Raw genomic sequence first — 26,390 nt, forward strand, 5'->3', positions numbered from 1 at the left:
CCACACCAGCTCAAACAACCCCACCCCACCACCAAACACAACTTCACCCACAAGTGAACAAAGTTACGGCGGAAATAGCGACAGGGAAACGCCCGGACCCATCCCGAACCCGGAAGCTAAGCCTGCCAGCGCCGATGATACTACCCAACCCGGGTGGAAAAGTAGGACACCGCCGAACACACCTTGAAGACCTCTGCCCCCCAATTCTGTTGGGGGGCAGAGGCATTTCTACTACTCGATGATGGGCGCCTCAGCCCACCTTGGTCAGTGATCCCATGCCACCACCTCCGCTCACGCCCCGTGGGAGAGTGCGGTCGGACGTTGTCACACAAGGCATCCCGTCGGATGCTGCCACCGTCTGTGTTCGAGGTGTTGACTGATCCGTGTTCCGAGGCGGTGTGCATTCAGAGCCCGACCCCAATGGGCCGTATCCTTGCACGAGGTTCCACGGCGAAAGGTTTCAGTGGTCGACAACAGAGCAGGTGGCGAACGTCGTCAACCTCGCGGAGGAAACGGTCCACGCGGTCCGCAGAGACGGGATAGTCGTCAACAGGCGCCACGATCGTCGGGGCCGAACCGTGCCAGGATCACGCAACCGAAGTCGGATGCGTCCGCCGACCAAAGCGGACCTGCGCTGTCACCCGACATCGAGGCACGCCAGCTTGCGCCCGAAGTTCGTCGAGAACTGACGACGTTGGACCGCAACACATCTGATTTCGTCGCCCGCCATCTGGTGGCCGCCGGTGAGCTGCTCGACGAGGACCCCGAGGCCGCACTGGAGCATGCCCGCGCCGCGCGGGAGCGTTCGGGCCGGATCGCCGCGGTCCGCGAAGCCGTCGGCATCGCCGCGTATCGCTGCGGCGACTGGGCGCAGGCGCTCGCCGAACTGCGCGCCGCTCGCCGGCTGGGCAGCAAATCGCCGCTGCTTCCGCTGATCGCCGACTGTGAGCGGGGCCTCGGCCGTCCCGAGCGGGCGGTCGAGTTGGCCCGCAGCCCCGAGGCCGCTGCACTGACCGACGACGACGCCGATGAACTGCGCATCGTTGTGGCCGGCGCCAGGTCGGATCTCGGACAGATCGATCAGGCCCTCGCGATCCTGTCCACCCCGCAACTCGACCCGACGCGCACCGGGCAGACCGCCGCCCGCCTCTTCTATGCCTACGCCGAGACACTGCTCGCTCTCGACCGTCGACAAGAAGCCCTGCAGTGGTTCATCAACGCCGCAGCCGCCGACGTCGAGGGTGTGACCGATGCAGAAGATCGAATCACGGAGCTCACCTGACGTGACAACCCTTGTCCAGGAACATGATTGCCTCCTTCTTGACCTCGACGGCACCGTGTTCCGCGGTCATCAGGCAACGGTGGGCGCTGTCGACACGCTCGCGGCCGTAACGTCTCGCAAGCTGTATGTCACCAACAACGCCTCACGGGCGTCGGAGGAGGTCGCAGCCCATCTGCGTGTGATGGGTTTCACCGCTGATGCCGACGATGTCGTCACCAGCGCGCAGAGCGCGGCCAGCCTCCTTGCGGAGCGTCTGCCCGCCGGCGCCGCGGTGCTCGTCGTCGGCACCGAGTCGCTGGCAGCCGAGGTCACCAACGTCGGACTCAAGCCCGTTCGCCAATGGTCCGACGATCCCGTCGCCGTCGTGCAGGGACATTCGCCCGAGACGGCATGGCCCGACCTTGCCGAGGCGGCACTGGCCATCAGGGGAGGCGCGCTGTGGGTCGCGGCCAACGTCGACAAGACGCTGCCTTCCGAACGCGGCCTACTTCCCGGAAACGGCTCGATGGTTGCCGCGCTGCAGGCCGCGACCGATCGAGAGCCGCAGGTTGCAGGCAAGCCGCGGCCGAGACTGCTCACAGACGCATTGTCGCGCGGCGACTTTCGCTCCCCGCTGGTGGTCGGCGACCGGCTGGACACCGATATCGCCGGTGCTCACGCCGCCGGACTGCCCAGCCTGATGGTCCTCACCGGGGTCAGCACGGCCGCCGAGGCGGTTCGTGCTATTCCAGGCGAGCGGCCCAACTACATCGCCACCGATCTTCGCTCGCTCTATGACCGCGCGGACCTACTCCGAGTCGGGCCGCACAAAGCCTGGCGCGTCGAGATCGGCGAATCCGCGGTGACGGTTCACAACACCGGCACCGAGCCGAGGGATTCGGTGACGGTCGTGCGCGCCACCGCCAACGCGGTATGGAATTCGAACCTCAGTTGGCAGCCGTTCGCAATCGTTGCGGGCGACTACATCGCCCGCAAGGCGCTGGAGCGGTGGTCCCTGCTCACATCGCCTGATCGACTAGCGTGATCCTCGATATGAGTACCGAACCTGACGAGATCCGGGCCAGGATCGCGGCGCTGATGGCCGAACTGCCCGACATCGAGGGGCCCGGATCCGCCGAGGTGGATATCGACGGTGTCGCCGCCCGACTCGAGGAGGCGCACGACCTCCTTGTTCAGGCTCTGGAGTCGGTCGAGAAGGCACCGGCGCCGCTGGAAAACCCGGACGGGTGAGGCCACATGGCGCGGCGCGCTCGTGTTGACGCCGAGCTGGTGCGGCGCGGGTTGGCGCGCTCGCGGCAGCAGGCGGCCGAACTGATCGGCGCCGGCCGGGTCAGCATCAACGGAATGCCCGCCGCCAAGCCGGCGACGGCGGTCTCCCTGGACGCGGCGCTGACGGTCGACGCGGCGGAACGCACCTGGGTCTCCCGAGGAGCTCACAAGCTCATCGGCGCTTTGAACGCCTTCGACATCTCGGTGGCGAATGCGCGCTGTCTGGATGCAGGCGCCTCCACCGGCGGGTTCACCGAGGTACTGCTTGATCGCGGTGCCCGCGAAGTGGTCGCCGTGGACGTCGGGTACGGGCAGCTGGCATGGGCGCTGCGGTCGGACGACCGCGTGACGGTGCTGGAGCGCACCAACGTCCGTGCACTGACACGCGATGCAATCGGCGGTGCCGTCGACAGGGTGGTGGCCGATCTGTCCTTTATCTCGCTGTCGACGGTGCTGCCTGCGCTGGTTGCATGCGCGTCGGGCGCCGCCGATATCGTTCCCATGGTGAAGCCACAGTTCGAGGTCGGCAAGGACCGGGTGGGCGCAGGTGGGGTGGTGTCGGACCCCGAACTGCGCGCAGGTGCCGTGCTCGCGGTCGCACACCGCGCCGCCGAGCTCAACTGGCATACCGTCGGCGTCACGGCCAGTCCACTGCCGGGTCCGTCCGGAAACGTTGAATACTTCCTGCATCTGCGCGCCGAATCCGAGCGCCCGCTCGCCGGCGTCGAGCTGGAGCAGGCTGTCGAACGCGCTGTCGCCGAGGGGCCTCAATGACATCTGACCGCACCATCCTCATGGTGGTCCACACCGGCCGCGACGAAGTCACCGAAACCGCGCGCAGAGTAGAGAAAGTGCTCGGCGAGAACGGCATTGGCCTGCGGGTGCTGTCGGCCGAGGCGGTTGACCGCGCCGCGGTGCACCCGGCTCCCGAGGACGCGCGCGGTATCGGCGTCGACGTCGAAGTCGTCGACGCCGACGAACGTGCCGCCGAGGGCTGCGAACTGGTCATCGTCCTCGGCGGCGACGGAACGTTCCTGCGCGCAGCCGAACTCGCCCGCAACGTCGAAATCCCGGTGCTGGGCGTTAATCTCGGTCGCATCGGATTCCTCGCCGAGGCGGAGGCCGACAACATCGACACGGTCCTCGAGCACGTCGTCAGCCGCGATTTCCGCGTCGAGGAGCGTATGACGCTCGACGTCGTGGTGCGTGTCGAGGGCCGAATCGTCAACCGCGGCTGGGCCCTCAACGAAGCCAGCCTCGAGAAGGGTCCGCGCCTCGGCGTTCTCGGTGCCGTGCTGGAGGTCGACGGCCGTCCGGTGTCCGCCTTCGGGTGCGACGGTGTGCTCGTGGCGACCCCGACCGGCTCCACCGCGTGGGCGTTCTCCGCGGGCGGCCCGATCGTCTGGCCGGATCTCGAAGCCATTCTGGTGGTGCCCAACAACGCCCATGCGCTCTTCGCCCGGCCGATGGTCACCAGCCCTGACGCCGCCATCGCGGTCGAGGTCGAGGCCACCGGCCACGACGCGCTGGTGTTCTGCGACGGCCGACGCGAGATGGTGGTGCCGGCGGGCGGGCGGGTCGAGGTCACTCGCTGCGGCACACCGCTGAAGTGGGTGCGCCTGGACAGCGCGCCGTTCACCGACCGACTGGTGCGCAAATTCCGGCTGCCGGTCACAGGCTGGCGCGGGCAGTAGTGCTCTCCGAGATCCGCATCGAGTCGCTGGGCGCGATCAGCACGGCGACGGCCGAATTCGACCGTGGACTGACCGTCTTGACCGGCGAAACCGGTACCGGCAAGACGATGGTGGTCACCGGGCTGCACCTTCTCGGCGGCGCACGGGCAGATGCGACACGGATCCGGTCCGGTGCGGCGCGCGCCGTGATCGAAGGCAGGTTCAGCACCCGTGAACTCGGTGACGGCGTGGCCGCCCTTGTCGACGAGATACTCGACGCCTCCGGCGCGGACCGCGACGAAGACGGCAGCGTCATCGCCGCGCGATCGGTCAGTCGCGACGGACCCTCGCGAGCCTACCTCGGCGGCCGCAGTGTGCCGGCCAAGTCGCTGAGCACGTTCACCACCGAACTGCTCACCTTGCATGGGCAGAACGACCAGTTGCGCCTCATGCGTGGAGACGAACAGCGCGCGGCGCTGGATCGCTTCGCCGATGTCGGTGCGCTCCTCGGGCGGTACCGCAAGGTGCGCGAGTCGTGGCTTGCGGCTCGACGTGATCTCGCCGAAAGAACCCAGCGCGCAAGGGAGATGGCTCAAGAGGCCGACCGGTTGAAGTTCGGGCTCGGCGAGATCGATGCGGTCGACCCGCGACCGGGCGAAGACGACACACTCGTCGACGACATCAGGCGGCTGTCCGAACTCGACGCGCTCCGCGAGGCCGCCCAGACTGCACGCAACGCGCTGTCCGGGGCGCTCGACGACGCCGCCGACGCCGATCCTGTGTCAGGAGCACACGAAGTCGGACGGGCGAAATCGGCGCTGGACGGCACGGATGACACGACGCTCTTGGCACTGGGGGAGCGGCTGGCGGAGGCGTTGGCTGTGATCGCTGACGTGTCGACCGAGCTCAGCCACTACCTCAGCGAACTGCCCAATGATGCAAGCACATTGGAGACCAAGCTGGCCAGACAGGGCGAGCTGAGGGTGTTGACCCGAAAGTATGCCGCCGACATCGATGGTGTGTTGGCGTGGGCCCGCGAGTCGCGCGATCGTCTTGATCAGCTCGACGTGTCCGAGGAGGCCCTCGCCGTCCTGGAGCGCAGAGTCTCGGAGTTGGAAGCCGAATTGGTCAACGCCGCGGCGGAACTGAGCAAGGCGCGGACCAAGGCGGCGAAGGGCCTCGCCAAGGCGGTCACCGCCGAGTTGTCCGGGCTGGCGATGGCCGACGCCGAATTCACCGTCGCTGTATCGCCATTGACCGTGCGCGGAGACGATTCGGCACCGTTGGCGCTGCCGTCGGGGACGACGGTGCATGCCGGGGCCGACGGCGCCGATGCCGTCAGCTTCGGGTTCTCCGCCCACAAGGGCACCGACGTGCTGCCGTTGAACAAGAGCGCCTCCGGTGGCGAACTGTCCCGGGTCATGCTCGCGCTCGAAGTGGTCCTCGCCGCATCGGTCGAGGGCACGACGATGGTTTTCGACGAAGTCGACGCCGGAGTCGGTGGGCGCGCAGCTGTCCAGATCGGCAGGCGCCTGGCGCGGCTGGCACGCACCCACCAGGTCATCGTCGTCACCCACCTTCCTCAGGTCGCCGCCTACGCCGACATCCATATCGTCGTCGACAGCGCAGGACGTGACAAAGCCAGCGGCGTCCATCGGCTCGATGACGAGGATCGGGTCGCCGAACTCGCCCGCATGCTCGCTGGGCTTGGCGACTCCGACAGCGGCCGGGCACACGCGCGCGAACTGCTGAAAGCCGCGCAGGAGGACCGCGCGGAGGCCTTATAATGTGTGGCTGGTGTGACGAAATATAACTTGTGGGGCTGATGTTACGGCGCGCCTCCACCTCAAGTTGAGGGTTGGCCGACAGAATCGCGGATATGAAGATGTCTGCGCTGCTCTCTCGCACTGCCAGCCCACGGCCGGGCATCACCGGCACCGCCCGCGTGGACCGCGACATCGATCGGCTTCTGCGACGCGTCGGCCCCGGAGACATCGTGGTCATCGACGCGTTGGACCTCGACCGCATCACCGCCGACGCACTGGTCGAGGCCGAGATCGCGGCCGTCATCAACGCGTCTCCGTCGATCTCCGGCCGATATCCGAACCTCGGCCCCGAGGTGCTGGTGAACAACGGCGTCACGCTCATCGACGAAACCGGCCCCGAGGTCTTCAAACGGGTGAAGGACGGAGCCAGGGTCCGGTTGTATGACGGCGGCGTCTATGCCGGTGATCGCAGACTCGCCCACGGCACCGAGCGAACCGATCACGAGATCCACGAACTCATGCACGAGGCGAAGAGCGGTTTGGTCGCCCACCTCGAGGCGTTCGCGGGCAACACCATCGAGTTCATCCGCAGCGAGAGCCCGTTGCTGATCGACGGCATCGGGATCCCGGACATCGACGTCGACCTTCATCGGCGTCACGTCGTGGTCGTGGCCGAGGAACCCAGCGCCGCCTATGACCTCAAGGCGCTCAAACCCTTCATCAAGGAGTACCAACCGGTGCTCATCGGCGTCGGCACCGGTGCGGACGTGTTGCGCAAGGGCGGCTATCGGCCCGCGCTGATCGTCGGAGACCCGGAACGCATCAGCGCCGAAGTGCTGTGCAGCGGCGCGCAGGTGGTGCTTCCTGCCGACGCCGACGGACACGCCGCCGGGCTGGAGCGCATTCAGGACCTCGGCGTCGGAGCGATGACCTTTCCGGCCGCAGGCTCGGCGGCCGATCTCGCGCTGCTGCTGGCCGACCACCACGGCGCCTCGCTGATCGTCACCGCAGGCCATACCGCCAGCATCGAGGAGTTCTTCGACCGCTCGCGCCAGCACAGCAATCCGTCGACGTTCCTGACCCGCCTCAAGGTGGGCGAGAAGTTGGTGGACGCGAAGGCCGTGGCGACCCTGTACCGCAGTCGCGTCTCCGGCGGCGCCATCGCGCTTCTGGTGTTGGCGATGTTGGTCGCCGTCATCGTCGCCCTCTGGGTGTCACGCGCGGACGGCGCGGTGATCGACTGGGTCGTGAACTACTGGAACCAGTTCTCGATGTGGGTACAGAGCTGGGTCACCTAGGGAGCTGCTGCAGTGATTTCTCTACGCGCACATACGATTTCGCTGGCCGCAGTCTTTCTCGCCCTCGCTATCGGCGTTGCGCTGGGCTCCGGATTGTTGTCCAATACGGTGCTGTCCGGGCTGCGTGACGACAAGAAGGACCTGCAGACCCAGATCGAGGGGTTGACGGAGCAGAAGAACGCACTCAACGAGAAGCTGAGCGCAGCAGGCGAATTCGACGGGCAGATGGCGCCGCGTATCCTGCGCGACTCGCTGGCAGCCAAAGCAGTGGTGCTGTTCCGCACGCCGGACGCAGCGGACGATGACGTCGAGTCGTTGACCCGAATGGTGGAACAGGCCGGCGGAACGGTGAGCGGAACCGTTGCGCTGACCGACGAGTTCGTCAACGCCAACTCCGCGGAGAAGCTTCTCTCGGTGGTGAACTCGCCGATCGTGCCCGCCGGGGCACAGCTGAGCACCAAATCCGTGGACCAGGGTTCGCAGGCGGGTGATCTGCTGGGTATCGCGCTGCTGACCAACCGGGATCCCAAGGTGGCCGCGGTCGACGACCAGCAGCGCGACACCGTGCTCACCGCCTTGAGGGACACCGGCTTCATCATCTACGGCACCGACCGCGTCGGCGCGGCCGATGCGGCCCTGATCGTCACCGGCGGCGGACTCGGCGACGATGCGGGCAACAGGGGAGCCACCGTCGCGCGCTTCGCCGCAGGGCTGGCACCCCACGGCTCGGGCACCGTCGTGGCCGGCCGTGACGGCACCGCTTCGGGCACCGCGGCGGTGGCCGTGACCCGATCCGACGCCGCCCTCGCGTCGTCGGTCAGCACCGTCGACGACGTCGACGCCGCTTCCGGGCGGATCACCGCGGTTCTGGCGCTGCAGGACCTGATCAACGGCGGACGGCCCGGCCAGTACGGCATCGGGCAGGGCGCGGCATCGGTGACCATCCCGCAATAGCTCGCAGGGATCGCACGAACCCGGCGCGTCAGCGACGCCTTGCCGGGGTCGGTGTTAATGTGGAGTTCCGTGGGTCGGCAGGCCCCAGATCGTCATTGCCTTGTCCTGCCCGTCGTCACGGAGGTTGCTCTTGCCAGCTTTACGCAAGCACCCGCAAACCGCCACCAAGCATCTCTTCGTCACCGGCGGTGTGGTTTCTTCGCTTGGTAAGGGTCTCACCGCGTCGAGTCTGGGTCAGTTGCTGACCGCTCGTGGCCTGCAGGTCACCATGCAGAAGCTCGACCCGTACCTCAACGTCGATCCGGGCACGATGAACCCGTTCCAGCACGGCGAGGTGTTCGTCACAGAGGACGGTGCAGAGACCGACCTCGATGTCGGGCACTACGAGCGGTTTCTCGACCGCAACCTGCCCGGTTGGGCGAATGTGACGACCGGGCAGGTCTATTCGACGGTGATTGCCAAGGAGCGCCGCGGCGAGTATCTCGGCGACACCGTCCAGGTCATCCCGCACATCACCGACGAGATCAAGAGTCGCGTCCTCGCGATGGCCGAACCCGACGCCGACGGTAACCGGGCCGACGTGGTGATCACCGAGATCGGCGGCACCGTCGGCGACATCGAGTCGCTTCCGTTCCTCGAGGCCGCACGCCAGGTGCGCCACGAAGTCGGCCGTGAGAACTGCTTCTTCCTGCACTGCTCGCTGGTGCCCTTCATGGCGCCGTCCGGTGAGCTGAAAACCAAACCCACCCAGCACTCCGTCGCCGCGCTGCGCAGCATCGGTATCACCCCCGATGCGTTGATCCTGCGCTGTGACCGGGATGTTCCCGAGCCGCTCAAGAACAAGATCGCGCTGATGTGCGACGTCGACATCGACGGCGTGATCTCGACCCCGGATGCGCCGTCGATCTACGACATACCCAAGGTGCTACACCGCGAAGAACTCGACGCGTATGTCGTGCGCCGGCTGAACCTGCCGTTCCGCGACGTCGACTGGACGCAGTGGAACGATCTCCTGCAACGGGTGCACGAACCTCGTGAGACCGTGCGAATCGCGTTGGTCGGCAAGTACATCGACCTATCGGACGCCTACCTCTCAGTCGCCGAGGCGCTGCGTGCGGGTGGCTTCAAGCACCGGGCGAAGGTTGAGATGCGGTGGGTGGCCTCCGATGACTGCGAGACCGACCACGGCGCCGCCGCGGAACTCGACGACGTCCACGCGGTGCTGATTCCCGGCGGCTTCGGAATCAGGGGTATCGAGGGCAAGATCGGCGCGATCCACTACGCACGCAAGCGTGGCCTTCCCGTGCTGGGTCTGTGCCTCGGCCTGCAGTGCATCGTCATCGAGGCGGCCCGTTCGGTCGGTATCAGCGGAGCCAACTCGTCTGAGTTCGACCCGGGCACATCCGACCCCGTCATCTCGACGATGGCCGACCAGCGCGACGCTGTCGCTGGAGACGCCGACCTCGGCGGCACGATGCGCCTCGGCGCCTATCCGGCGGTGCTGGAGTCGGATTCCATTGTGGCGCAGGCGTACGGCGCCACCGAGGTGTCGGAACGGCACCGGCATCGCTACGAAGTCAACAACGCCTACCGAGATCGCATCGCCGAGAGCGGGCTGAAGTTCTCCGGCACGTCGCCCGACGGTCATCTGGTGGAGTTCGTCGAGTACGCACCCGACGTGCACCCGTTTCTGGTGGGCACGCAGGCCCATCCCGAGTTGAAGAGCCGGCCGACCCGACCGCATCCACTGTTCGTGGCGCTGATCGGGGCGGCACTGGACTTCAAGGCCGCCGAGCGGCTACCGGTGGAGATCCCGGAGCAGCGAGCCAACGGCGCCGAGCGCCGGGACGCAGTCGAGCAGATGCGCGGAGACGACGCCCGGGAAAAATCAGAAGTCCGTGGCTGAACACGAGTTCGGGACCGTCGACTCCGAAACCCTTTACGTAGGTAAGATTTTCGCGTTACGCGCCGATGAGGTGCGCATGCCCGGCGGCAACACCGCCCGTCGAGAAGTCGTCGAGCACTACGGTGCCGTCGCCATTCTGGCGATGGACGACGACGGCAACATCGTCACGGTCTATCAGTATCTCCACCCCGTTGGCAGACGGCTCTGGGAGCTGCCCGCCGGGCTGTTGGACATGGGCGGCGAGCCGCCTCACCTCACCGCCGCACGTGAGTTGGCGGAAGAGGCGGGGCTGGCTGCGCGAGGCTGGCGTGTCCTGGTCGACCTGGTCAGCTCACCGGGGTTCAGCGACGAAGGCGTCCGGGTGTACCTCGCCACCGGCCTGACCGACGTCGGCAGGCCAGACGCTCACGACGAGGAAGCAGACCTGATGGTGCGGTGGTTTTCGCTCGACGACGCGGTGGCGATGGCGTTGACCGGCGAGATCGTCAACACGATCGCGGTCAGCGGGATCCTCGCTGCGCACGCCGCTAGAGCTGATGTCGAGTCGCTGCGCCCCGTCGACGCCGAATGGATCGACAGGCCGACCGCGTTCACCGGTCGGAAGGACCAGCCATGACGACTTTTCGGCCGGCGCTCGACGACCAGCTCCAGGGCTATCTCGACCACCTGACGATCGAACGCGGCGTGGCCGCGAACACGCTGAGCTCCTACCGGCGGGATCTTCGGCGCTACGCCGAACACCTGGCACTGCGCGGAATCGACGACCTGACCAAGGTCACCGAGACCGACGTCAGCGACTTCCTCGCCGCGTTGCGCCGGGGCGACCCCGACAGCGGGGCGGCTCCGCTGTCGGCAGTGTCGGCGGCGCGAGCATTGATCGCCGTTCGTGGGCTGCATCGATTCGCGGCGTCAGAAGGTGTCACCGAGCTCGACGTGGCCCGCGCCGTGAAACCGCCGACACCGAGCAGGCGGCTGCCCAAAAGCCTGACCGTCGACGAAGTGCTGGCCCTCCTCGAAGGGGCAGGCGGTGACAGCGAGGCCGACGGTCCGCTGTCACTGCGGAACCGGGCGCTGCTCGAGCTGCTGTACTCCACCGGCGCGCGCATCTCCGAAGCCGTCGGGCTGGACCTGGACGACATCGACACACACGCCCGCTCGGTGCTGCTGCGCGGCAAAGGCGGTAAGCAGCGGCTGGTGCCGATCGGCCGCCCCGCCGTCACCGCGCTGGACGCCTACCTGGTGCGAGGCCGTCCCGAGTTGGCCCGACGCGGCAAGGGAACACCGGCGATCTTCCTCAACGCCCGCGGCGGACGGCTGTCGCGCCAGAGCGCTTGGCAGGTGCTGCAGGACGCCGCTGAACGAGCGGGCATCACCGCCGCGGTTTCACCGCACACGCTGCGGCACTCCTTCGCCACTCATCTGCTCGACGGCGGCGCCGACGTGCGCGTCGTCCAGGAACTCCTCGGCCACGCATCGGTCACCACCACGCAGATCTACACCCTGGTCACGGTGCACGCGCTTCGCGAGGTGTGGGCAGGCGCCCATCCACGGGCGCGATAGCCGTCAGTCGCCGAGATACTCCGACTCGAGCACCAGGTCGCCGATCAAGGTCTGGTACTCGACGTGCGTCTTGTGTTCCACGGTGTCCCACAGCTTGCCCTGCTGCTCACGCATGTAGGCGCGATATTTCGGTGCACCCGGAATGCGGACATTGTCGGCGACGACGATCGAGCCGGTGTGCAGCCAGCCCTGGTCGAGGATGCTCTGCAGGTCGGACAGGTAGACGCTCTTCTCGTGGTCGATGAAGAGCAGATCGACCGTTCCCTTGCCGAACCCGTGCCGGCCTGCGAGTGCGCCGAGGGTCTGCCCGCCGTCACCGATCGTGCCGACCACGCAGGTAATCCGGTCGGCGACCCCGGCGTGCGTCCAGATTCGTCGGGCCACTTCGGCGTTGGCCGCCGACAGTTCGACGGTGTATACCTTGGCGTTCGGCGCGGCCTTCGCGATGCGCAGCGCGCTGTAACCGCAGTATGTGCCGAGTTCGAGCGCGACGTCCGGGTTGGCCCGCCGGGCCGCGGCGTCCAGCAGTTGACCCTTCTCGTCGCCGACATTGACCAGCATCGACTTCTCGACGGCGAACTCGTCGATCGTGTTCAGCACGTCGTCGATGTCTCCGCGGCGCGCATTGGCCTCCACGTAGGCCGCACACGCCGACTCCCGGCCGTCGCCGAACTGACCGGTCTTGACGAACCGGGGGAGCCGCAACGCAAGGGTGAGGAAAGACGGGCGGAGAAACGCCAATCGCCGCTTCACGTTCATGATCATCAGCCTAGGTGTGGGCGAGCCGGATCGTTTCCATCATGCGCGTGACGCCGTCGGCTTGCGCGGGTCTGCCCGGATGAGGGCATTCTCCCCGTTAAACTTGCCCGGATGTTCGCTGGAGTCGAGGTATGAGCGAGGGCGGCGGCGGAGCCGACCCGCCCGCACTGGCCGGTCTGACTGGTCGCACCCCGCGAACGATTCCCGACCCCAAACCCAAGAGCGTGCACGGGCCCGCGAAGGTCATCGCGATGTGCAACCAGAAGGGTGGCGTCGGAAAGACGACCTCGACGATCAACCTGGGCGCCAGCCTGGCCGAATACGGCAGGCGGGTGCTGCTCGTCGACCTCGATCCGCAGGGCGCGCTTTCGGCGGGACTAGGCGTGCCGCATTACGAGCTCGACCACACCGTTCACAGCCTGCTGGTGGAGCCGAGGGTGTCCATCGAGAACGTCCTCATCCACACCCGGGTGAAGAACATGGACCTTGTGCCGAGCAACATCGACCTGTCGGCCGCCGAAATCCAACTGGTCAACGAGGTCGGCCGCGAGCAGTCGCTGGCAAGGGCTCTGCACCCGGTCCTCGACCGCTACGACTACGTGCTGATCGACTGCCAGCCGTCGCTCGGTCTGCTGACCGTGAACGGGTTGGCCTGTTCGGACGGCGTCATCATCCCGACCGAATGCGAGTACTTCTCGCTGCGCGGGCTGGCCCTGCTGACCGACACCGTCGAGAAGGTGCATGACCGGTTGAACCCCAGACTGGGCATCAGTGGCATCCTGATCACCCGGTACGACCCGCGCACCGTCAACGCCCGTGAGGTGATGGCCAGGGTCCTGGAAAGGTTCGGTGATCTGGTGTTCGACACTGTGATCACCCGCACGGTGCGCTTTCCCGAAACCAGCGTCGCAGGCGAACCGATCACCACCTGGGCGCCGAAATCCGGTGGTGCGCAGTCATATCGCTCGTTGGCCCGCGAGGTCATCGACCGGTTCGGTTCGTGAACACCCGGACCCAGCCGGCGGAGTCGCAACAGACGGGCTTTCAGGTTCGGCTGAGCAACTTCGAGGGCCCGTTCGACCTGCTGCTGCAGCTGATCTTCGCCCACCGTCTCGATGTCACCGAGGTGGCGTTGCACCAGGTGACCGATGAATTCATCGCCTACACCAAGGCGATCGGTCCTCAGCTCGAACTCGATGAGACCACTGCGTTTCTGGTGATCGCGGCGACGCTGCTGGATCTCAAGGCCGCGCGCCTGCTGCCTGCAGGCGAGATCCACGACGAAGAGGACCTAGCGCTTCTGGAGGTTCGCGACCTGCTGTTCGCGCGGCTGTTGCAGTACCGGGCGTTCAAGCACGTCGCCGAGATGTTCGCCGAGCTGGAGGCCGCGGCGCTGCGCAGCTATCCCCGTGCGGTATCGCTCGAGCAGCGTTATGAGGATCTGCTGCCCGAGGTGATGCTCGGTGTCGACGCGCAGTTGTTCGCCGAGATCGCGGCCAGCGCGTTCACCCCCCGCCCGGTGCCGACGGTGGCCACCGAACACCTTCACGAGCTGATCGTGTCGGTGCCCGAGCAGGCCGAACGACTGCTCGCCGAACTGCAACGCCGCGGGCCTGGCCATTGGGCGACTTTCTCCGAGCTGGTCGCCGACTGCCGTGAGCCGATCTTGATCGTCGGCCGGTTCCTGGCGCTGCTCGAGCTCTACCGGGCCCGGGCGGTAGCATTTGACCAAACAGAACCGCTTGGTGTGCTACAGATTTCGTGGACGGGAGACGAGCCGTCCAGCGATCAGACCGAAGCCGCTGAGCCGGTGGAAGAGCCCAATCATGAGTGACGAATTTTCCCAGCCGGCCGACGGCGGGCGCGCGCAACCGGTGAACGGTGACGAGGCCATGGGCGTCAACGGCGACATCACCGATCTCGACCTCGACCTCGGCATCGACGTCGCTGAGTCGCCGGAACTCGAGGACGCCGAACTTGGTGCCGTGCTCGAGGCGTTGCTTTTGGTGGTCGACACACCCGTTACCGTCGACGCACTTGCCGCGGCCATCCAGCAGCCGGCCTACCGGGTATCGGCCAAGCTGGCGCTGCTGGCCGAGGAACTCACCGCAAGGCAGAGCGGTATCGATCTGCGCGAGGCGGGCGGCGGCTGGCGCATGTACACCAGGTCGCTCTACGCCCCTTACGTCGAGCGGCTGCTTCTGGACGGTTCGCGTTCCAAGCTGACCCGCGCGGCCCTGGAGACGTTGGCGGTTGTGGCGTATCGCCAGCCCGTCACGCGTGCCAGGGTCAGCGCGGTACGTGGTGTGAACGTCGATGCGGTGATGCGGACGCTGCTGGCCCGCGGGTTGATCACCGAGGCCGGCACCGACAGCGACACCGGCGCCATCACCTTCTCGACGACTGACCTGTTCCTTGAACGGCTCGGGTTGAGTTCGTTGAGCGACCTTCCCGATATCGCGCCGCTGCTGCCCGACGTCGATGTCATCGACGATCTGAGCGAAACGCTCAGCGAGGAACCGCGTTTCGTGAAGCTCGGCGGCACATCGGCCTCGAGCGGTGCGCAGCCGATGTCCTTCGACGTGGACAAAGACTGACATGGCAGACCGGGAAGGCGTGCGACTGCAGAAAGTCTTGTCGCAAGCCGGAATAGCCTCACGCCGCGTGGCCGAGAGGATGATCGTCGACGGCCGCGTCGACGTCGACGGCAAGGTGGTCACTGAATTGGGCACCAGGGTGGACCCCGACGCGTCGGTGATCCGTGTCGACGGGGCGCGGGTGATGCTCGACGACACCCTGGTCCATCTGGCATTGAACAAGCCTCGCGGCATGCACTCGACGATGTCCGACGACCGCGGCAGGCCATGCATCGGCGATCTGGTCGAACACCGGGTGCGTGGTAACAAGAAGCTCTTTCACGTCGGACGACTCGACGCCGACACCGAGGGCCTGATGCTGCTGACCAACGACGGCGAGTTGGCCCACCGGCTGATGCATCCCTCGTTCGAGGTGCCCAAGACCTATCTCGCGACGGTGGTGGGCGCCGTGCCGCGCGGACTCGGGCGCACACTTCGCGACGGTGTCGAACTGGACGACGGGCCCGCGCGCGTCGACGACTTCGCCGTGGTGGACGCGGTGCCGGGCAAGACGCTGGTGCGCGTGACGCTGCATGAAGGACGCAAGCGCATCGTTCGCCGCATGCTCAAGGAGGTCGGCTATCCGGTTCAGGAACTTGTGCGCACTGACATCGGAGCGGTCGCGCTGGGGGACCAGCGGCCCGGCAGTATCCGGGTGCTGACCCGAAGCGAGATCGGGTCCCTTTACAAGGCGGTCGGGCTGTGAGCGAGTCGGTGGTCATCGCGGTCGACGGCCCGGCTGGAACCGGAAAGTCCTCGGTGTCACGGGGTTTGGCGCGCGCATTGCATGCACGATACCTCGACACGGGGGCGATGTACCGGATCGTGACGTTGGCTGTGCTGCGTGCGGGCGTCGAGCTGGGCGACACTCCCGCCGTCGAGTCCGCCGCGGCAGGCGTACCGCTTTCGGTCGGCTACAACCCGGACGAAGACCGCGCTTACCTCGACGCTGAAGATGTTTCGGCCGAAATCCGCGGCGACGCGGTGACCAGGGCAGTGTCCGCCGTTTCGGCGGTACCCGCCGTGCGTGCGCGCCTTGTGGGTCTGCAGCGCGAACTGGCAGCCGGTCCCGACAGCGTCGTGGTCGAAGGGCGCGACATCGGCACTGTCGTACTGCCCGGTGCCGACGTCAAGATCTTCCTGACCGCCTCGGCGGAGGAACGGGCGCGGCGGCGCAACGAGCAGAACGTCGCCAGCGGCCTACGTGACGACTACGACGCCGTGCTGGCCGACGTGAAACGGCGCGATCACTTGGACTCCACCCGCGCGGTCTCTCCGCTGCGTGCAGCCGACGACGCGCTGGTGGTCGACACCAGCGATATGTCGGAGTCCGAGGTCGTCGAGCACCTCGTCGAGCTCGTCCGGCAGCACGCGGGAGCCGCGCGATGACCGAATCGGACGGCACGTGGGCCGACGAAAGCGACTGGGAGATAGGCCATTCTGAAGTTGGGGACGTTGAGGGCGCGGACGACCTTTCCGGTCCGCCGCCGGTGGTTGCCGTGGTCGGGCGGCCGAACGTCGGAAAGTCCACGTTGGTGAACCGAATCCTCGGACGCCGCGAAGCGGTGGTGCAGGACATCCCCGGCGTCACCCGCGACCGGGTCTCCTACGACGCGAACTGGGTCGGCCGCCGGTTCTTCGTCCAGGACACCGGCGGCTGGGAACCCGATGCGAAAGGCCTACAGCAACTAGTCGCAGAGCAGGCTTCGGTGGCGATGCGCACCGCCGACGCGATCATCCTCGTCGTCGACGCCCTCGTGGGCGCCACCGCGGGCGACGAGGCGGCGGCGCGGATCTTGCAGCGCTCCGGCAAGCCGGTTTTCCTCGCGGCGAACAAGGTCGACACTGAGCGCGGCGAGGCCGACGCCGCCGCGCTGTGGTCACTCGGGCTGGGGGAGCCGCATTCGATCAGTGCCATGCACGGCCGCGGGGTGGCCGATCTTCTCGATCAGGTCGTCGAGTCGTTGCCTGCGGTGTCGGAGGTCGGGGCGCGTGGTGGCGGACCGCGACGGGTCGCGCTGGTCGGAAAGCCGAACGTCGGGAAGAGCTCGCTGCTGAACCAGCTGGCCGGAGACGAGCGTGCGGTCGTGCACGACCAGGCCGGGACAACCGTCGACCCGGTCGACTCACTGATTCAATTGGGCGACAGGACATGGCGTTTCGTCGATACCGCAGGGCTGCGACGTAAGGTCGGCCAGGCCAGCGGACACGAGTTCTATGCGTCGGTGCGCACCCGTGGCGCGATTGACGCCGCCGAGGTGGTCATCGTGTTGATCGACGCCTCACAGCCGCTGACGGAGCAGGATCAGCGGGTGCTGTCGATGGTCATCGAAGCGGGCCGGGCGCTGGTGCTCGCGTTCAACAAATGGGACCTCGTCGACGAGGACCGGCGCTACGACCTGAGCCGCGAGATCGATCGCGAACTCGCACAGGTTCAGTGGGCGCCGAGGGTCAACATTTCGGCGAAGACGGGACGGGCGGTGCAGAAGCTGGTTCCCGCCCTGGAGACGGCGCTGGCATCCTGGGACGCCCGGATCCCGACCGGCAGGCTGAACTCGTTCCTCAAGGAGGTGGTTGCGGCCACGCCACCTCCGGTGCGCGGCGGCAAGCAGCCCAGGATCCTGTTCGCCACGCAGGCCACCACGCGGCCGCCGACGTTTGTGTTGTTCACCACAGGTTTCCTGGAAGCCGGCTATCGCCGGTTTCTCGAGCGGCGGCTACGTGAGACATTCGGGTTCGAGGGCAGCCCCGTGCGCATCAACGTACGGGTGCGCGAGAAGCGCGGAGCGAGATCTCGGTGAGCGACTGTCGGCCCTGCGCGCGCTCTCGCTAGGTTGGTCCGGTGCCCGCCATCGACATGATCCTGATCGCGTTGGCGGGCGTCGCGGCAGGAGCCATCAACAGCCTGGTCGGGTCGGGCACGCTCGTCACCTTTCCCACCCTGGTGACGCTGGGATATCCGCCGGTGGTCTCGACGATGTCCAATGCGATCGGGTTGGTCGCCGGCGGGATTTCGGGCACCTGGGGGTACCGCCGTGAGCTGCGCGGCCAGTGGAACCGGCTGAAATGGCAGATGCCTGCGTCGTTCGTCGGCGCCCTTGCCGGCGCCTGGCTGCTTCTGCATCTGCCCGAGAAGGTCTTCACCGAAGTCGTTCCCGTGCTGTTGATCCTGGCATTGATTCTCGTCGTGATCGGGCCGCGTATTCAGAACTGGGCCCGGAAGCGGGCCGAGGCGGCGGGCCAATCGGCCGAGCACGTGTCGCGGGGCAAGATGGTGGCGTTGGTGCTCGGCACGTTCGCGGTCGGAGTCTACGGCGGCTACTTCACCGCCGCGCAGGGCATTCTGCTGATGGGCGTGATGGGCGCGTTGCTGCCCGAAGACATGCAGCGGATGAACGCCGCGAAGAACCTGCTGTCGCTGATCGTGAATGTTGTTGCCGCCATTGCCTATATCGCGGTCGCCTTCGACCGCATAAGTTGGGCCGCGGCGGGCCTGATCGCGCTCGGGTCGTTGATCGGCGGGTGGATCGGTGCGCACTACGGACGCCGGCTGTCGCCGAATGCGTTGCGCGCGTTCATCGTCGTCGTCGGCCTCATCGGCCTGTGGCGCTTGCTGACCGTCTAGAAGCTCCGACGTGACGACTCCTGCTCGAGCACGGCGTCGAGATCCTTCAGCCGCTCCATCGACGCCACGGAGCGCTGCGTGCGGTTGTTTTTGGCCAGCCGATCCTTGTGGCGGTGCACGAACTGCCAATACCCCGCGGTGAACGGGCACGCGTCCCCGCCGAGGCGCTTCTTCGGGTCGTAGGCGCAGTCGCCGCAGTGGTCGCTCATCTTGTTGATGTACGCCCCGCCCGCGGCGTAGGGCTTGGTGGCCAACTTCCCTCCGTCGGCGTGCTGACTCATCCCCACGACGTTGGTCGGCATCACCCAGCGGAAGCCGTCGACGTAGGCCGTCGCGAACCACTCGGTGAGCTCGGCGGGCCGATAGCCGCGCTGCAACGCGTGGTTGCCGAGCACCATGAGTCGCTGAATGTGGTGCGTCCAGCCGCGGTCCCGGACGCCCATCAACGCGTGGCGCAGACACTCGGCGGTGACGGCGTCGGCGTCGAGTTCGCGCCACCACCTTGGCAGGGCGGTGCGGGCTTGGAGCTCGTTGTTGCGGGTATAGCCGGGACCGATGTGCCAGTACAGATGGCACATGTATTCACGCAAGCCGAGGATCTGCCGGATGAAGCCTTCGACGGCGGCCAAGGGGGCGCCGTTTTCCCGATAGGCCTGCTCGGCGGCCTCGACGGCATCGAGCGGGTGCAGAACCCCGAGATTGAGCGGGACCGACAGCAGTGAATGCGACATCGCCCAGTCCTGGCTCATGATCGCGTCCTCGTAGCGGCCGAAGGTGGCGAGGCGCTGTTCGATGAAGCGGCCCAGTGCGCGCTGGGCCTCGGTCGGGGTTACGGCGAAAAGGCGCGGGCCGTCCTTGCCGACCGCGTGCGGCAGGTCCATTGCGTCGAGGTCGTGGCGCACCTGCTCGTCGATGTCGTCTTCGCGCGGCTGATAGGGCTTAGGCACCGCGAGCGTCGCTTGCTTCTTCGGGGGAGACTCGCGGTTCTCCTCGTCGTAGTTCCACCGATTGCCGACGGGATCGGCGCCGTTCATCAGGACGTCGAAGCGGCGCCGTTGGTCGCGGTAGAAATCCTCCATGCGGAAGCGGGTGCGGTCGCCTGCCCACTCGGCGAAGTCCTTGCGGGGTAGCGCGAACGTCGGTGTCGGCAACACGTCGGCAACCAGGCCCCGATCGCGCACGCGGTACACGAACCGCTCGGCGGCATGCGAGGTCGGCTCGTAGACGAGAACTTTCCGGCCGTAGCGCTCGAGCGCGTCGGTGTAGGTGTCGGACTGCAACAGGTGGCTCGGTCGCCGAGGTCGCGGTCGGCGTGGCGCAGGGCAGAGAGCACGATGTGCAGCTTTTGCCGGTGATACGGCCTCTTGCGCAGCGCCGAGGCGGCCTCGACCAGCAGTATCTCCCGGTGCGAATGTTCGCCACCGTGGGTGGCCGGGCCGAGCTGGTCGGCAAAAAGCCACAGGGGAGTGTCGTCATCCGTGCTCACGAGCCGGGTGTACCCGCTGGAAGCGGCTGGGATTGTGACGGCGCGCTACGGTAGGCTCACGTGCTGCTGCCGATGCGATATGGCAGCACCGGGCTGTGGCGCAGTTTGGTAGCGCACTTGACTGGGGGTCAAGTGGTCGCAGGTTCAAATCCTGTCAGCCCGACAAGAGAACCAGCAGGTCAGAGCCGTATCGGCGAGATCCACAGATGCGAAAAGCCATACCCGCCAGGGGTAAGTAGCGCAACAGGTAGCGCAACGCGCTTCTCGCAAGTCGTCATTGGTTGGCGCGCCGTGCGCGAAAAGTCGGCTAGTGCTTGTATTTCTCGGGAGTCTTGTCGGCGGCGACGTTCATCGACTCCGACAATTCGAGAAGTTCGTGCTCTGCCATCCCGTTGGGCACGGTGTAGGCCAGCTTCCGTAACTCGGCAGCGTAATTGTGGATCTCTCGGCGGAGGTGTGCCTCGATTGTGGGCATAATTTTTCCTGACTAGATGAACAGAGTGTAGTCCCAGCCAAGGGCTACGCCGGGGCGTGAGTCTGGCGCTCACAGCCCGAGCACGCCGCTCCACCCATCGACCGCAGCCCGCGCCGTGTCATCGGACGTGTGGCCGTAGATGTCGCCGGTAATCGAGATGGACGAGTGCCCGAGCATGTCGGCCACCGCTTTTATGTGCACCCCGGCCTCAAGCCACCCGACCGCCGCCGAGTGGCGAAGGGTGTGCACGCCGACACCCTCGACGCCCGCTGTTTTGGCGGCGTCCTCGATGACGCGCAGGAAGTTGCGCGGGTCAACTGGTCGGCCGAGCTCGGCGGGGCGGCGGCCAGAGGGGGCCAACGCTAGCGTCTTAGCAGAAGCGATGATCCCCGTCGGCCGCCTAGGAGGCCCTGGAGCATCCCTCGCCAGTCGCCTCCCACACGACCACGCGCGTGCCCTTCCTCGTTATCCCCAACCTCATGCTGAGAGGCAATCAACGATTTGTGTTGCGAGTCACAAGCACCACTGAACTGCGGAAACCGGCGCTGGTGACTCAATTAGAACAGCGAAGTGGTTTCGATAAAAGCCTTCGCGTCAATTAATGGCCTGCTGCTGAGGTTAGCCGGAGGATCACCGGCCCTCTCGGCTGTGACTAGAGACAGCTGGTCCGCACAATTCCACCCGTTGACCCGATTCGTACATCGGTCGGTCACAACTGAAGGAGAACAAATGCACAAGCCACTTGTTGTTGGAGTCACTACCTTGACGTTGCTGTTCGGCGGCGCAGGTGTCGCGAACGCCGCAACCCTCGAAGCGCCAGCTACCACGACCACCACCGTCGCGCAGGAGCAAGAAGACGACGGCGGCGACAACGGGCTGTGGGGCTTGGCGGGCCTGCTGGGTCTGCTCGGTCTGGTTGGCCTGAAGCGGCGCAAGGACGCCGACTACCCGTCCAACCGCGGCGGCGGCACCATCACCAATAATCCCCGCGCGTAACACAACCACTCGCGCGAGCTGCCCCCCCGTCAGTGCCGACGCCTGGCGGGGGGTTTCGCTGTCTGGGAACGCAATGCCGAAGCGATGGGGAGCCCCGAGCCGCTACCGCTCACGGGCTCGGGACTCCCACTGACCGCTGCAAGATGTCGGTCTCGAAAGGCAAGCTCGATGACAGCTGTATCCGCTGCCCTCGCAAGTCATTCACGAACTACCGAAGTACATCGGGTCTGCATGGATAACCGGTGAGCAACCGGTTAATCTACCGCCGTGAGTGGGCGACCCGGCTCCTTCGATGACCGCTCCGTGCCGATGTTCGAACTGAGTCAAGCGGTGAAGGAGCCATCGCGCGAGCTTTGTCAGGTGTCCGCCGAAGTCTGCGCGAGAAGTGAGGCGCTCCGGCGAGCATCAGAAGAGGTGCGAAATTCGCGCCGGAAAGAGGCTTCGGCCCGCCACGCCACCCCGGAGTGAAGATGGCGCCGGGTTGCTACTCTCGTGACGCCCTCGTGGTGCCCGCGCGTAGCGTCAAAGTGACCATGGACTCAACATCGCGCCGCCGGAAGCGAGTTGAAGAGATCGCCCGTAGGCGCGAACAACTCGCCGCAGGACAGCGCCCGACACAAGGTGATGTCCGTCGAGCGGCCGAGCATAACGCGGAAGCATACGACAGCGCGGCAGCAGCGCACGATAGAGCCGCACGCAACCACGACGCTAGGGCCGCCGCTCTCGAAGGCGGCGACGCGGCGAATCACGAAGCTGCGGCAGCTTGGCACCGCGCCGGCCGAGATGCCGACGCAGAGGCCGGGGACGCAGCGCGGCACAAATTCTCGGGAACCAACGAACGAAGCGACTAGGAGACCCCGAGGCGACCACAAGACGAGAGGGGCGGTCCCGCCGGCACGTGGGGCAGAACCGGCAAGACCTTGGATGCGCGAGCGGCCGACCACCCGCGCTCTCCCCCCGAAAACTAGATATCACCTCCACCAGGCGGTGTTCAAGATGTTCGGGCCCCCGGTCGAGCTTTGCCAAATTGGCGTCCAACTCTCGAAGGGCTTCGGCGAGTGCCGACAGTCCTTCTACGAGGAGGTTTGTCGCCGGCTTCACGGAACTTATTATTTCCTGCGGTGGCGGCCCAGGGCGCTGCATTGCTGGTGCTTATGGGCCAGCGACTTTAGGCGGCGGCACGACAAGCAGGACGACGCCTCCGAAGGAGGAAGCTAGGACTTCTCTTGCATTCGGATGAGCATTTCCCGGGCAACGTCGCGCAGTTTGATGTTGCGCCGTTGAGAGTCGTCCTTGAGTTCGTGGAAGGCCGCATGCGGATCACAGCCATGCAACGCAATAAGTGCGCCCTTGGCCATGTCATTGTCGGAGCGAGAGAGCAGCGCTGTTTCAAGTTGGCTGACGGTCTCTCGGGCTTTCTGCCACCGGCGGGAGTTGCTGATCGCTTGGCCGGCGGCAATGCTGTACAGACGCATCAGTTCAGCGTCGAACGAATCGAATGCGGTTGAAGTCCGGCTGTATACGTTGAGCGAGCCGACGTTTTCCTGCTCGCTATCCGAACCGTCGATCAGCAGCGGAACCGACAAACTTGCGCGGATCCCTGCTCGCTGGGCGGCCTCAACAAATTCGGGCCACCGTGGTTCTTCATCGCCGATGATCGAGCGCAGCGGCGTCCGTTGCAATGCGGCCTCTAAACACGGCCCCCGGCCCGAGGCGTATTGCTCGGTATCGAGTTCCTGTTCATCGGTACAGGCCGCGGTGCGCGACTCGGGCCACGACAGCACTGTGATGCTGATGATGTCCGCATGCGGGATCGCGGCGAGCGCAGTTTCGGCGACCCGGCGGGCGACATCGTCTAGGGGTTCTTCGGCGGCAAAGAGCTCTCGTAAACCCTCGACCGCTTCTGCTGTAGTTAGGAGCCGCGCCAGTGGGTCCGAGAGGTCCGCCGACTTTTGGGTGGGGGACAGGGTGTCGTCGTCTGGCATTGAGGGTCGGCTTTCGGGTCGTCGGTTGCCCACGCTTCGCTACCAGAAATGCATGGAGCCCAGCGGCGGCAACGTCTCACGGCTGTGTGATCCGCTGACAGCGCGAGAACCGAAGCGTTGACGGCGAACCGGTGAGTCCAGGCCGACGCTGTGTGTGTGCAACGCTGAGGGAAGGCACCCTGGGTCATCTAACAACGGAAATGTTCGACGCCACCCGGCTAGACCCGGTGATGCACTGATACTACTCACCGCAGCTAGTTGTATGCCCAACAACGAGTTCTCCGGACTTCATAGACGCTCCCGCTGGCTCATGTTGCTGAACTAGCGGAACCTGAGTCATCGCGGAAGCCGGCTTTCTCACAACCGACCTAGGCGCCGGGCTACCCGACCTGAGCTGCGGCAAAACGAGATTCGGCCCGCCATCAGGGGAGCGGATGACGGGCCGAGGTGGAGAGAGTACGTCAGACGGCAGACATGTCGGTCTGGTTCCCTCCGAGGAATAATTCGCGCACTAGATCGGATCGCGTCTTCGCCTCCTCGACGAGCAGAATCGCGAGCTGTCCGCACACCGCAGCGAGTTCACGTAGGGAGCTGGGCATGGTCATGTGATGGGGTTCCTTTCGATTGTTTGAGGTAGCGCAACGGGTAGCGCAACGACTCAGATTTCGTCGGTGTTTGTGACTGTTTGCGGGGGTGCGGTCAGTGTGATCTACCTGCGGCAACGGAACATTCGCGTATGTGTGCGAACGTCGTTATTGAGCCTGGGGGTCAAGTGGTCGCAGGTCCAAATCCTGTCAGCCCGACGAGAGTTAGAGCAGATAGAAGCGGTTTCCGGAGCGATCAGCGTCGCCTCATCTTCGTGAGAGTGGCGCTGGACAGCAACGCCCCGGTCCACGAGTTCGTTAGACCGAAGTGGTCAACCAGGCCGTCCACTGCCGCCCCCGCCCCAATGTTCGAGGTGCACCCGTAGGCGGTCCAAGGAATTGCATCGAGAACGTCGTAGGTTGCCCCGCGCCTACAGGTCGGCCACAGGCATGGCGTCGATCTGATTCAGGTCGCGCCCGAGCGCCTGAAGACGATTAGCTGTACCGAAGCCAGTTAACGGCAACGTCGTCAATTAATTGTTTGATGAGGGTTTGTTCTGCTGAGATTACGGATACCTAAAGATCATGAACAGCGCCGGGCTACTTGGCGGACGCTACGAAGTTCGCGACGTGCTGGGTTTCGGTGCTACGGCCGAAGTGTGTGACGGCTGGGACACCCACTTGAGCCGCCCCGTGGCCATCAAACTCCTTCGCCGGGGTCTAAGCTCGCAAGCCGCCGTCCGGCAACGGTTCCAAATCGAGGCGCGCGCGGCGGCGGCTCTCAACCACCCCAACATTGTCCGGGTGTATGACATCGGCAACCACCACGAGACTCCGTACATCGTGATGGAGCGGCTGCCGGGCACCACGCTCGGCGACCAGATAGCGCTCGGACCGCTTCCTCAGGCGCAGGCTCGTGCGGCGCTGCTCAGCGTGCTCGCCGCTCTCGCCGTCGCGCACGATGCGGGAATGCTGCATCGTGACATCAAGCCCGGTAACTTGCTGCTCACGCAGTCCGGCACCGTCAAAGTTGCCGATTTCGGGATTGTGAAGACCGCTGCGTCTGTCCATACGACGACTGGGCACATCGTTGGCACGCTGGCGTACATGAGTCCCGACAGGGTTAGCGGCAAGCCGGCATCCGTTGATGACGATCTCTATGCCGTCGGCGTCGTTGGATATGAGGCGCTGACGGGTCGAAAGCCGTTCCCGCAAGAGGACATCATGCCACTGGCGCTTGCGATCATCGAGGGCCGTCCACCGCCGGTGAAGGAACTGCGCCCAGACATCGATCCGTCACTTGCTGACGTGATCGAGCGTGCCATGTCACCAGATCCGCTCCGGCGATTCGGTAGCGCCGATGCTATGCGGAGGGCTTTAAACGGAGAAAAGATTGCGCTCGTCAGTCCCGTTCCGGCCCTTGCTCATTCGCAATCGCCGAGGATGTTGAGGATTTCACGCCTCCAGAGCCCACCGGCGGTGACCGCGGTGTCGCCGGCCTCGGTCAAGCGATCACCAAGGCGGGCGCTCGAAGTTGTCGGGTCCGCAGTCCTTTTGGGAGCGATGGCACTGGCGGTGCTTGCCTTCACGTCGAATTCGTCGTCGACGACACCCGCGACGGCGCCTGGAACCTTCAGCGTCAGCACGCCCGGGCCTTCCCCGATTGGGCTGACAGAAGTTCCTCGGTCGACGGCGCCGACTGTTCCTGCCGCGCCTGTGCCCGTCGTGGTGCTTGCCGAGGTGGAACAGGCTTCGCCGACACGGACGGTCGAGAAAGCGATGCCACGAGAACTACGGGACACCATTAACAACTTTATCGGTGCAGGCTCAGGCAACAGCGACAATGGGAATGGTTTCGGCAATGTCAGGCGCGGCAACGACAACGGCAACATCGACGGCGCCAGGCGCGTAGGCGATACAAAGGGCGGCACCGGAAACGCAAACGGAAACAACGGGCACGTTAACGGAAATAGGGGAAACGGCAACCCTAAATAGACGGCTGCTCAGGCTGTTTCATCCGCGTCGGGCCCACTGCATGCGCTCGCTCTCCACTACTGGTACACGTCGGTCTCCGCCGACGATCCATCCTCGCGGCTTTTGTTGCCTGCGTCGCGGGCCAGGGCGCTGCGTTGCTTA

25 protein-coding genes, 1 tRNA gene, 1 rRNA gene and 1 pseudogene are annotated in these 26,390 nt (G+C 65.8%); 22 read left to right on the forward strand and 6 right to left on the reverse strand.

Annotation, left to right across the window (positions count from 1 at the left end; all coding sequences use genetic code 11):
• Nucleotides 1-64: 64 nt before the first annotated feature.
• From rrf to xerD, 12 genes are all read left to right on the forward strand, one after another.
• Nucleotides 65-178, forward strand: a 5S ribosomal RNA gene (gene rrf, locus C6A82_RS13635).
• 285 nt (nucleotides 179-463) lie between these two features.
• Nucleotides 464-1,282: a tetratricopeptide repeat protein gene (locus tag C6A82_RS13640; RefSeq protein WP_396836021.1), complete on the forward strand. Its 819-nt coding sequence runs from the start codon at nucleotides 464-466 to the stop codon at nucleotides 1,280-1,282.
• Nucleotide 1,283: 1 nt separating this feature from the next.
• Entirely contained in the window at nucleotides 1,284-2,306 is a 1,023-nt protein-coding gene (locus C6A82_RS13645; RefSeq protein WP_105345917.1) for an HAD-IIA family hydrolase, read from the forward strand.
• Nucleotides 2,307-2,314: 8 nt separating this feature from the next.
• On the forward strand, nucleotides 2,315-2,512 hold the full coding sequence (locus tag C6A82_RS13650; protein ID WP_105345922.1) for a hypothetical protein: 198 nt from the start codon (nucleotides 2,315-2,317) through the stop codon (nucleotides 2,510-2,512).
• Between the two features lie 6 nt (nucleotides 2,513-2,518).
• The gene (locus tag C6A82_RS13655) at nucleotides 2,519-3,325 is read left to right on the forward strand and encodes a TlyA family RNA methyltransferase (protein WP_105345916.1); all 807 of its coding nucleotides are present in this window, start codon (nucleotides 2,519-2,521) and stop codon (nucleotides 3,323-3,325) included.
• Nucleotides 3,322-4,245: an NAD kinase gene (locus C6A82_RS13660; protein ID WP_105345915.1), complete on the forward strand. Its 924-nt coding sequence runs from the start codon at nucleotides 3,322-3,324 to the stop codon at nucleotides 4,243-4,245. The genes C6A82_RS13655 and C6A82_RS13660 overlap by 4 nt, the downstream gene beginning before the upstream one ends.
• Nucleotides 4,245-6,011, forward strand: coding sequence for a DNA repair protein RecN (recN, locus tag C6A82_RS13665; protein WP_105345914.1), 1,767 nt, complete (start codon nucleotides 4,245-4,247; stop codon nucleotides 6,009-6,011). Before C6A82_RS13660 ends, recN begins: the two co-directional genes overlap by 1 nt.
• Nucleotides 6,012-6,103: 92 nt before the next feature.
• Nucleotides 6,104-7,288 carry a putative cytokinetic ring protein SteA gene (steA, locus tag C6A82_RS13670; protein ID WP_105345911.1) on the forward strand — a complete coding sequence of 395 codons (1,185 nt, stop codon included), beginning with the start codon at nucleotides 6,104-6,106 and terminating at the stop codon, nucleotides 7,286-7,288.
• Nucleotides 7,289-7,300: 12 nt separating this feature from the next.
• Nucleotides 7,301-8,242, forward strand: coding sequence for a copper transporter (locus C6A82_RS13675; RefSeq protein WP_105345910.1), 942 nt, complete (start codon nucleotides 7,301-7,303; stop codon nucleotides 8,240-8,242).
• A gap of 130 nt (nucleotides 8,243-8,372) precedes the next feature.
• A complete protein-coding gene (locus C6A82_RS13680) occupies nucleotides 8,373-10,148 on the forward strand; it encodes a CTP synthase (protein ID WP_199193803.1) in 1,776 nt (591 codons plus the stop codon).
• A complete protein-coding gene (locus tag C6A82_RS13685; RefSeq protein WP_105345908.1) occupies nucleotides 10,141-10,764 on the forward strand; it encodes an NUDIX hydrolase in 624 nt (207 codons plus the stop codon). The genes C6A82_RS13680 and C6A82_RS13685 overlap by 8 nt, the downstream gene beginning before the upstream one ends.
• The gene (gene xerD, locus C6A82_RS13690) at nucleotides 10,761-11,708 is read left to right on the forward strand and encodes a site-specific tyrosine recombinase XerD (protein ID WP_105345907.1); all 948 of its coding nucleotides are present in this window, start codon (nucleotides 10,761-10,763) and stop codon (nucleotides 11,706-11,708) included. The genes C6A82_RS13685 and xerD overlap by 4 nt, the downstream gene beginning before the upstream one ends.
• Nucleotides 11,709-11,711: 3 nt before the next feature.
• Here xerD and C6A82_RS13695 read toward each other — a convergent pair whose 3' ends face one another.
• A complete protein-coding gene (locus C6A82_RS13695) occupies nucleotides 11,712-12,467 on the reverse strand; it encodes an O-methyltransferase (protein WP_105345920.1) in 756 nt (251 codons plus the stop codon).
• Nucleotides 12,468-12,598: 131 nt separating this feature from the next.
• Here C6A82_RS13695 and C6A82_RS13700 point away from each other — a divergent pair, with 131 nt between their 5' ends.
• From C6A82_RS13700 to C6A82_RS13730, 7 genes are read left to right on the forward strand one after another with little or no spacing between them, the layout of a single operon-like run.
• A complete protein-coding gene (locus C6A82_RS13700) occupies nucleotides 12,599-13,471 on the forward strand; it encodes a ParA family protein (RefSeq protein ID WP_105345904.1) in 873 nt (290 codons plus the stop codon).
• The gene (locus C6A82_RS13705; protein WP_105345902.1) at nucleotides 13,468-14,301 is read left to right on the forward strand and encodes a segregation/condensation protein A; all 834 of its coding nucleotides are present in this window, start codon (nucleotides 13,468-13,470) and stop codon (nucleotides 14,299-14,301) included. Before C6A82_RS13700 ends, C6A82_RS13705 begins: the two co-directional genes overlap by 4 nt.
• A gap of 58 nt (nucleotides 14,302-14,359) precedes the next feature.
• Nucleotides 14,360-15,064, forward strand: a complete 705-nt coding sequence (gene scpB, locus C6A82_RS13710; protein WP_199193804.1) for an SMC-Scp complex subunit ScpB — start codon at nucleotides 14,360-14,362, stop codon at nucleotides 15,062-15,064.
• A gap of 1 nt (nucleotide 15,065) precedes the next feature.
• Nucleotides 15,066-15,809, forward strand: a complete 744-nt coding sequence (locus tag C6A82_RS13715; protein WP_105345899.1) for a pseudouridine synthase — start codon at nucleotides 15,066-15,068, stop codon at nucleotides 15,807-15,809.
• A complete protein-coding gene (cmk, locus tag C6A82_RS13720) occupies nucleotides 15,806-16,492 on the forward strand; it encodes a (d)CMP kinase (RefSeq protein ID WP_105345898.1) in 687 nt (228 codons plus the stop codon). The genes C6A82_RS13715 and cmk overlap by 4 nt, the downstream gene beginning before the upstream one ends.
• Nucleotides 16,489-17,904: a ribosome biogenesis GTPase Der gene (gene der, locus C6A82_RS13725; protein WP_105345897.1), complete on the forward strand. Its 1,416-nt coding sequence runs from the start codon at nucleotides 16,489-16,491 to the stop codon at nucleotides 17,902-17,904. Before cmk ends, der begins: the two co-directional genes overlap by 4 nt.
• A gap of 56 nt (nucleotides 17,905-17,960) precedes the next feature.
• Entirely contained in the window at nucleotides 17,961-18,728 is a 768-nt protein-coding gene (locus C6A82_RS13730) for a sulfite exporter TauE/SafE family protein (RefSeq protein ID WP_105345919.1), read from the forward strand.
• Here the strand turns inward: C6A82_RS13730 and C6A82_RS13735 are convergent.
• Nucleotides 18,725-20,247: pseudogene (locus C6A82_RS13735) on the reverse strand (cryptochrome/photolyase family protein). The gene C6A82_RS13730 and the pseudogene C6A82_RS13735 sit on opposite strands and share 4 nt — an antisense overlap.
• A 56-nt stretch (nucleotides 20,248-20,303) precedes the next feature.
• Here C6A82_RS13735 and C6A82_RS13740 point away from each other — a divergent pair.
• Nucleotides 20,304-20,377 (forward strand) — tRNA-Pro (locus C6A82_RS13740).
• A gap of 144 nt (nucleotides 20,378-20,521) precedes the next feature.
• On the opposite strand, the gene C6A82_RS13745 is transcribed toward C6A82_RS13740, so the two are convergent.
• Together C6A82_RS13745 and C6A82_RS13750 are read right to left on the reverse strand one after the other, a co-directional pair.
• Entirely contained in the window at nucleotides 20,522-20,689 is a 168-nt protein-coding gene (locus C6A82_RS13745; protein WP_199193802.1) for a hypothetical protein, read from the reverse strand.
• Nucleotides 20,690-20,758: 69 nt separating this feature from the next.
• On the reverse strand, nucleotides 20,759-21,049 hold the full coding sequence (locus C6A82_RS13750) for a tyrosine-type recombinase/integrase (protein ID WP_233216972.1): 291 nt from the start codon (nucleotides 21,047-21,049) through the stop codon (nucleotides 20,759-20,761).
• A gap of 369 nt (nucleotides 21,050-21,418) precedes the next feature.
• Between C6A82_RS13750 and C6A82_RS13755 the strand changes: the two genes are divergently transcribed.
• Nucleotides 21,419-21,685: a WGxxGxxG family protein gene (locus C6A82_RS13755; protein ID WP_105345895.1), complete on the forward strand. Its 267-nt coding sequence runs from the start codon at nucleotides 21,419-21,421 to the stop codon at nucleotides 21,683-21,685.
• Between the two features lie 1,214 nt (nucleotides 21,686-22,899).
• Here C6A82_RS13755 and C6A82_RS13760 read toward each other — a convergent pair.
• Together C6A82_RS13760 and C6A82_RS13765 are read right to left on the reverse strand one after the other, a co-directional pair.
• The gene (locus C6A82_RS13760) at nucleotides 22,900-23,670 is read right to left on the reverse strand and encodes an ANTAR domain-containing protein (protein WP_105346685.1); all 771 of its coding nucleotides are present in this window, start codon (nucleotides 23,668-23,670) and stop codon (nucleotides 22,900-22,902) included.
• 461 nt (nucleotides 23,671-24,131) lie between these two features.
• Nucleotides 24,132-24,275, reverse strand: a complete 144-nt coding sequence (locus C6A82_RS13765; protein ID WP_158261652.1) for a hypothetical protein — start codon at nucleotides 24,273-24,275, stop codon at nucleotides 24,132-24,134.
• 564 nt (nucleotides 24,276-24,839) lie between these two features.
• On the opposite strand from C6A82_RS13765, the gene C6A82_RS13770 reads away from it, so the two are divergent.
• Complete coding sequence (locus C6A82_RS13770; protein ID WP_105346683.1) at nucleotides 24,840-26,249, forward strand: serine/threonine-protein kinase; 1,410 nt, start codon at nucleotides 24,840-24,842, stop codon at nucleotides 26,247-26,249.
• Nucleotides 26,250-26,390: the final 141 nt, after the last annotated feature.

This window comes from Mycobacterium sp. ITM-2016-00318 (genome assembly GCF_002968285.2).
GTDB lineage: Bacteria > Actinomycetota > Actinomycetes > Mycobacteriales > Mycobacteriaceae > Mycobacterium.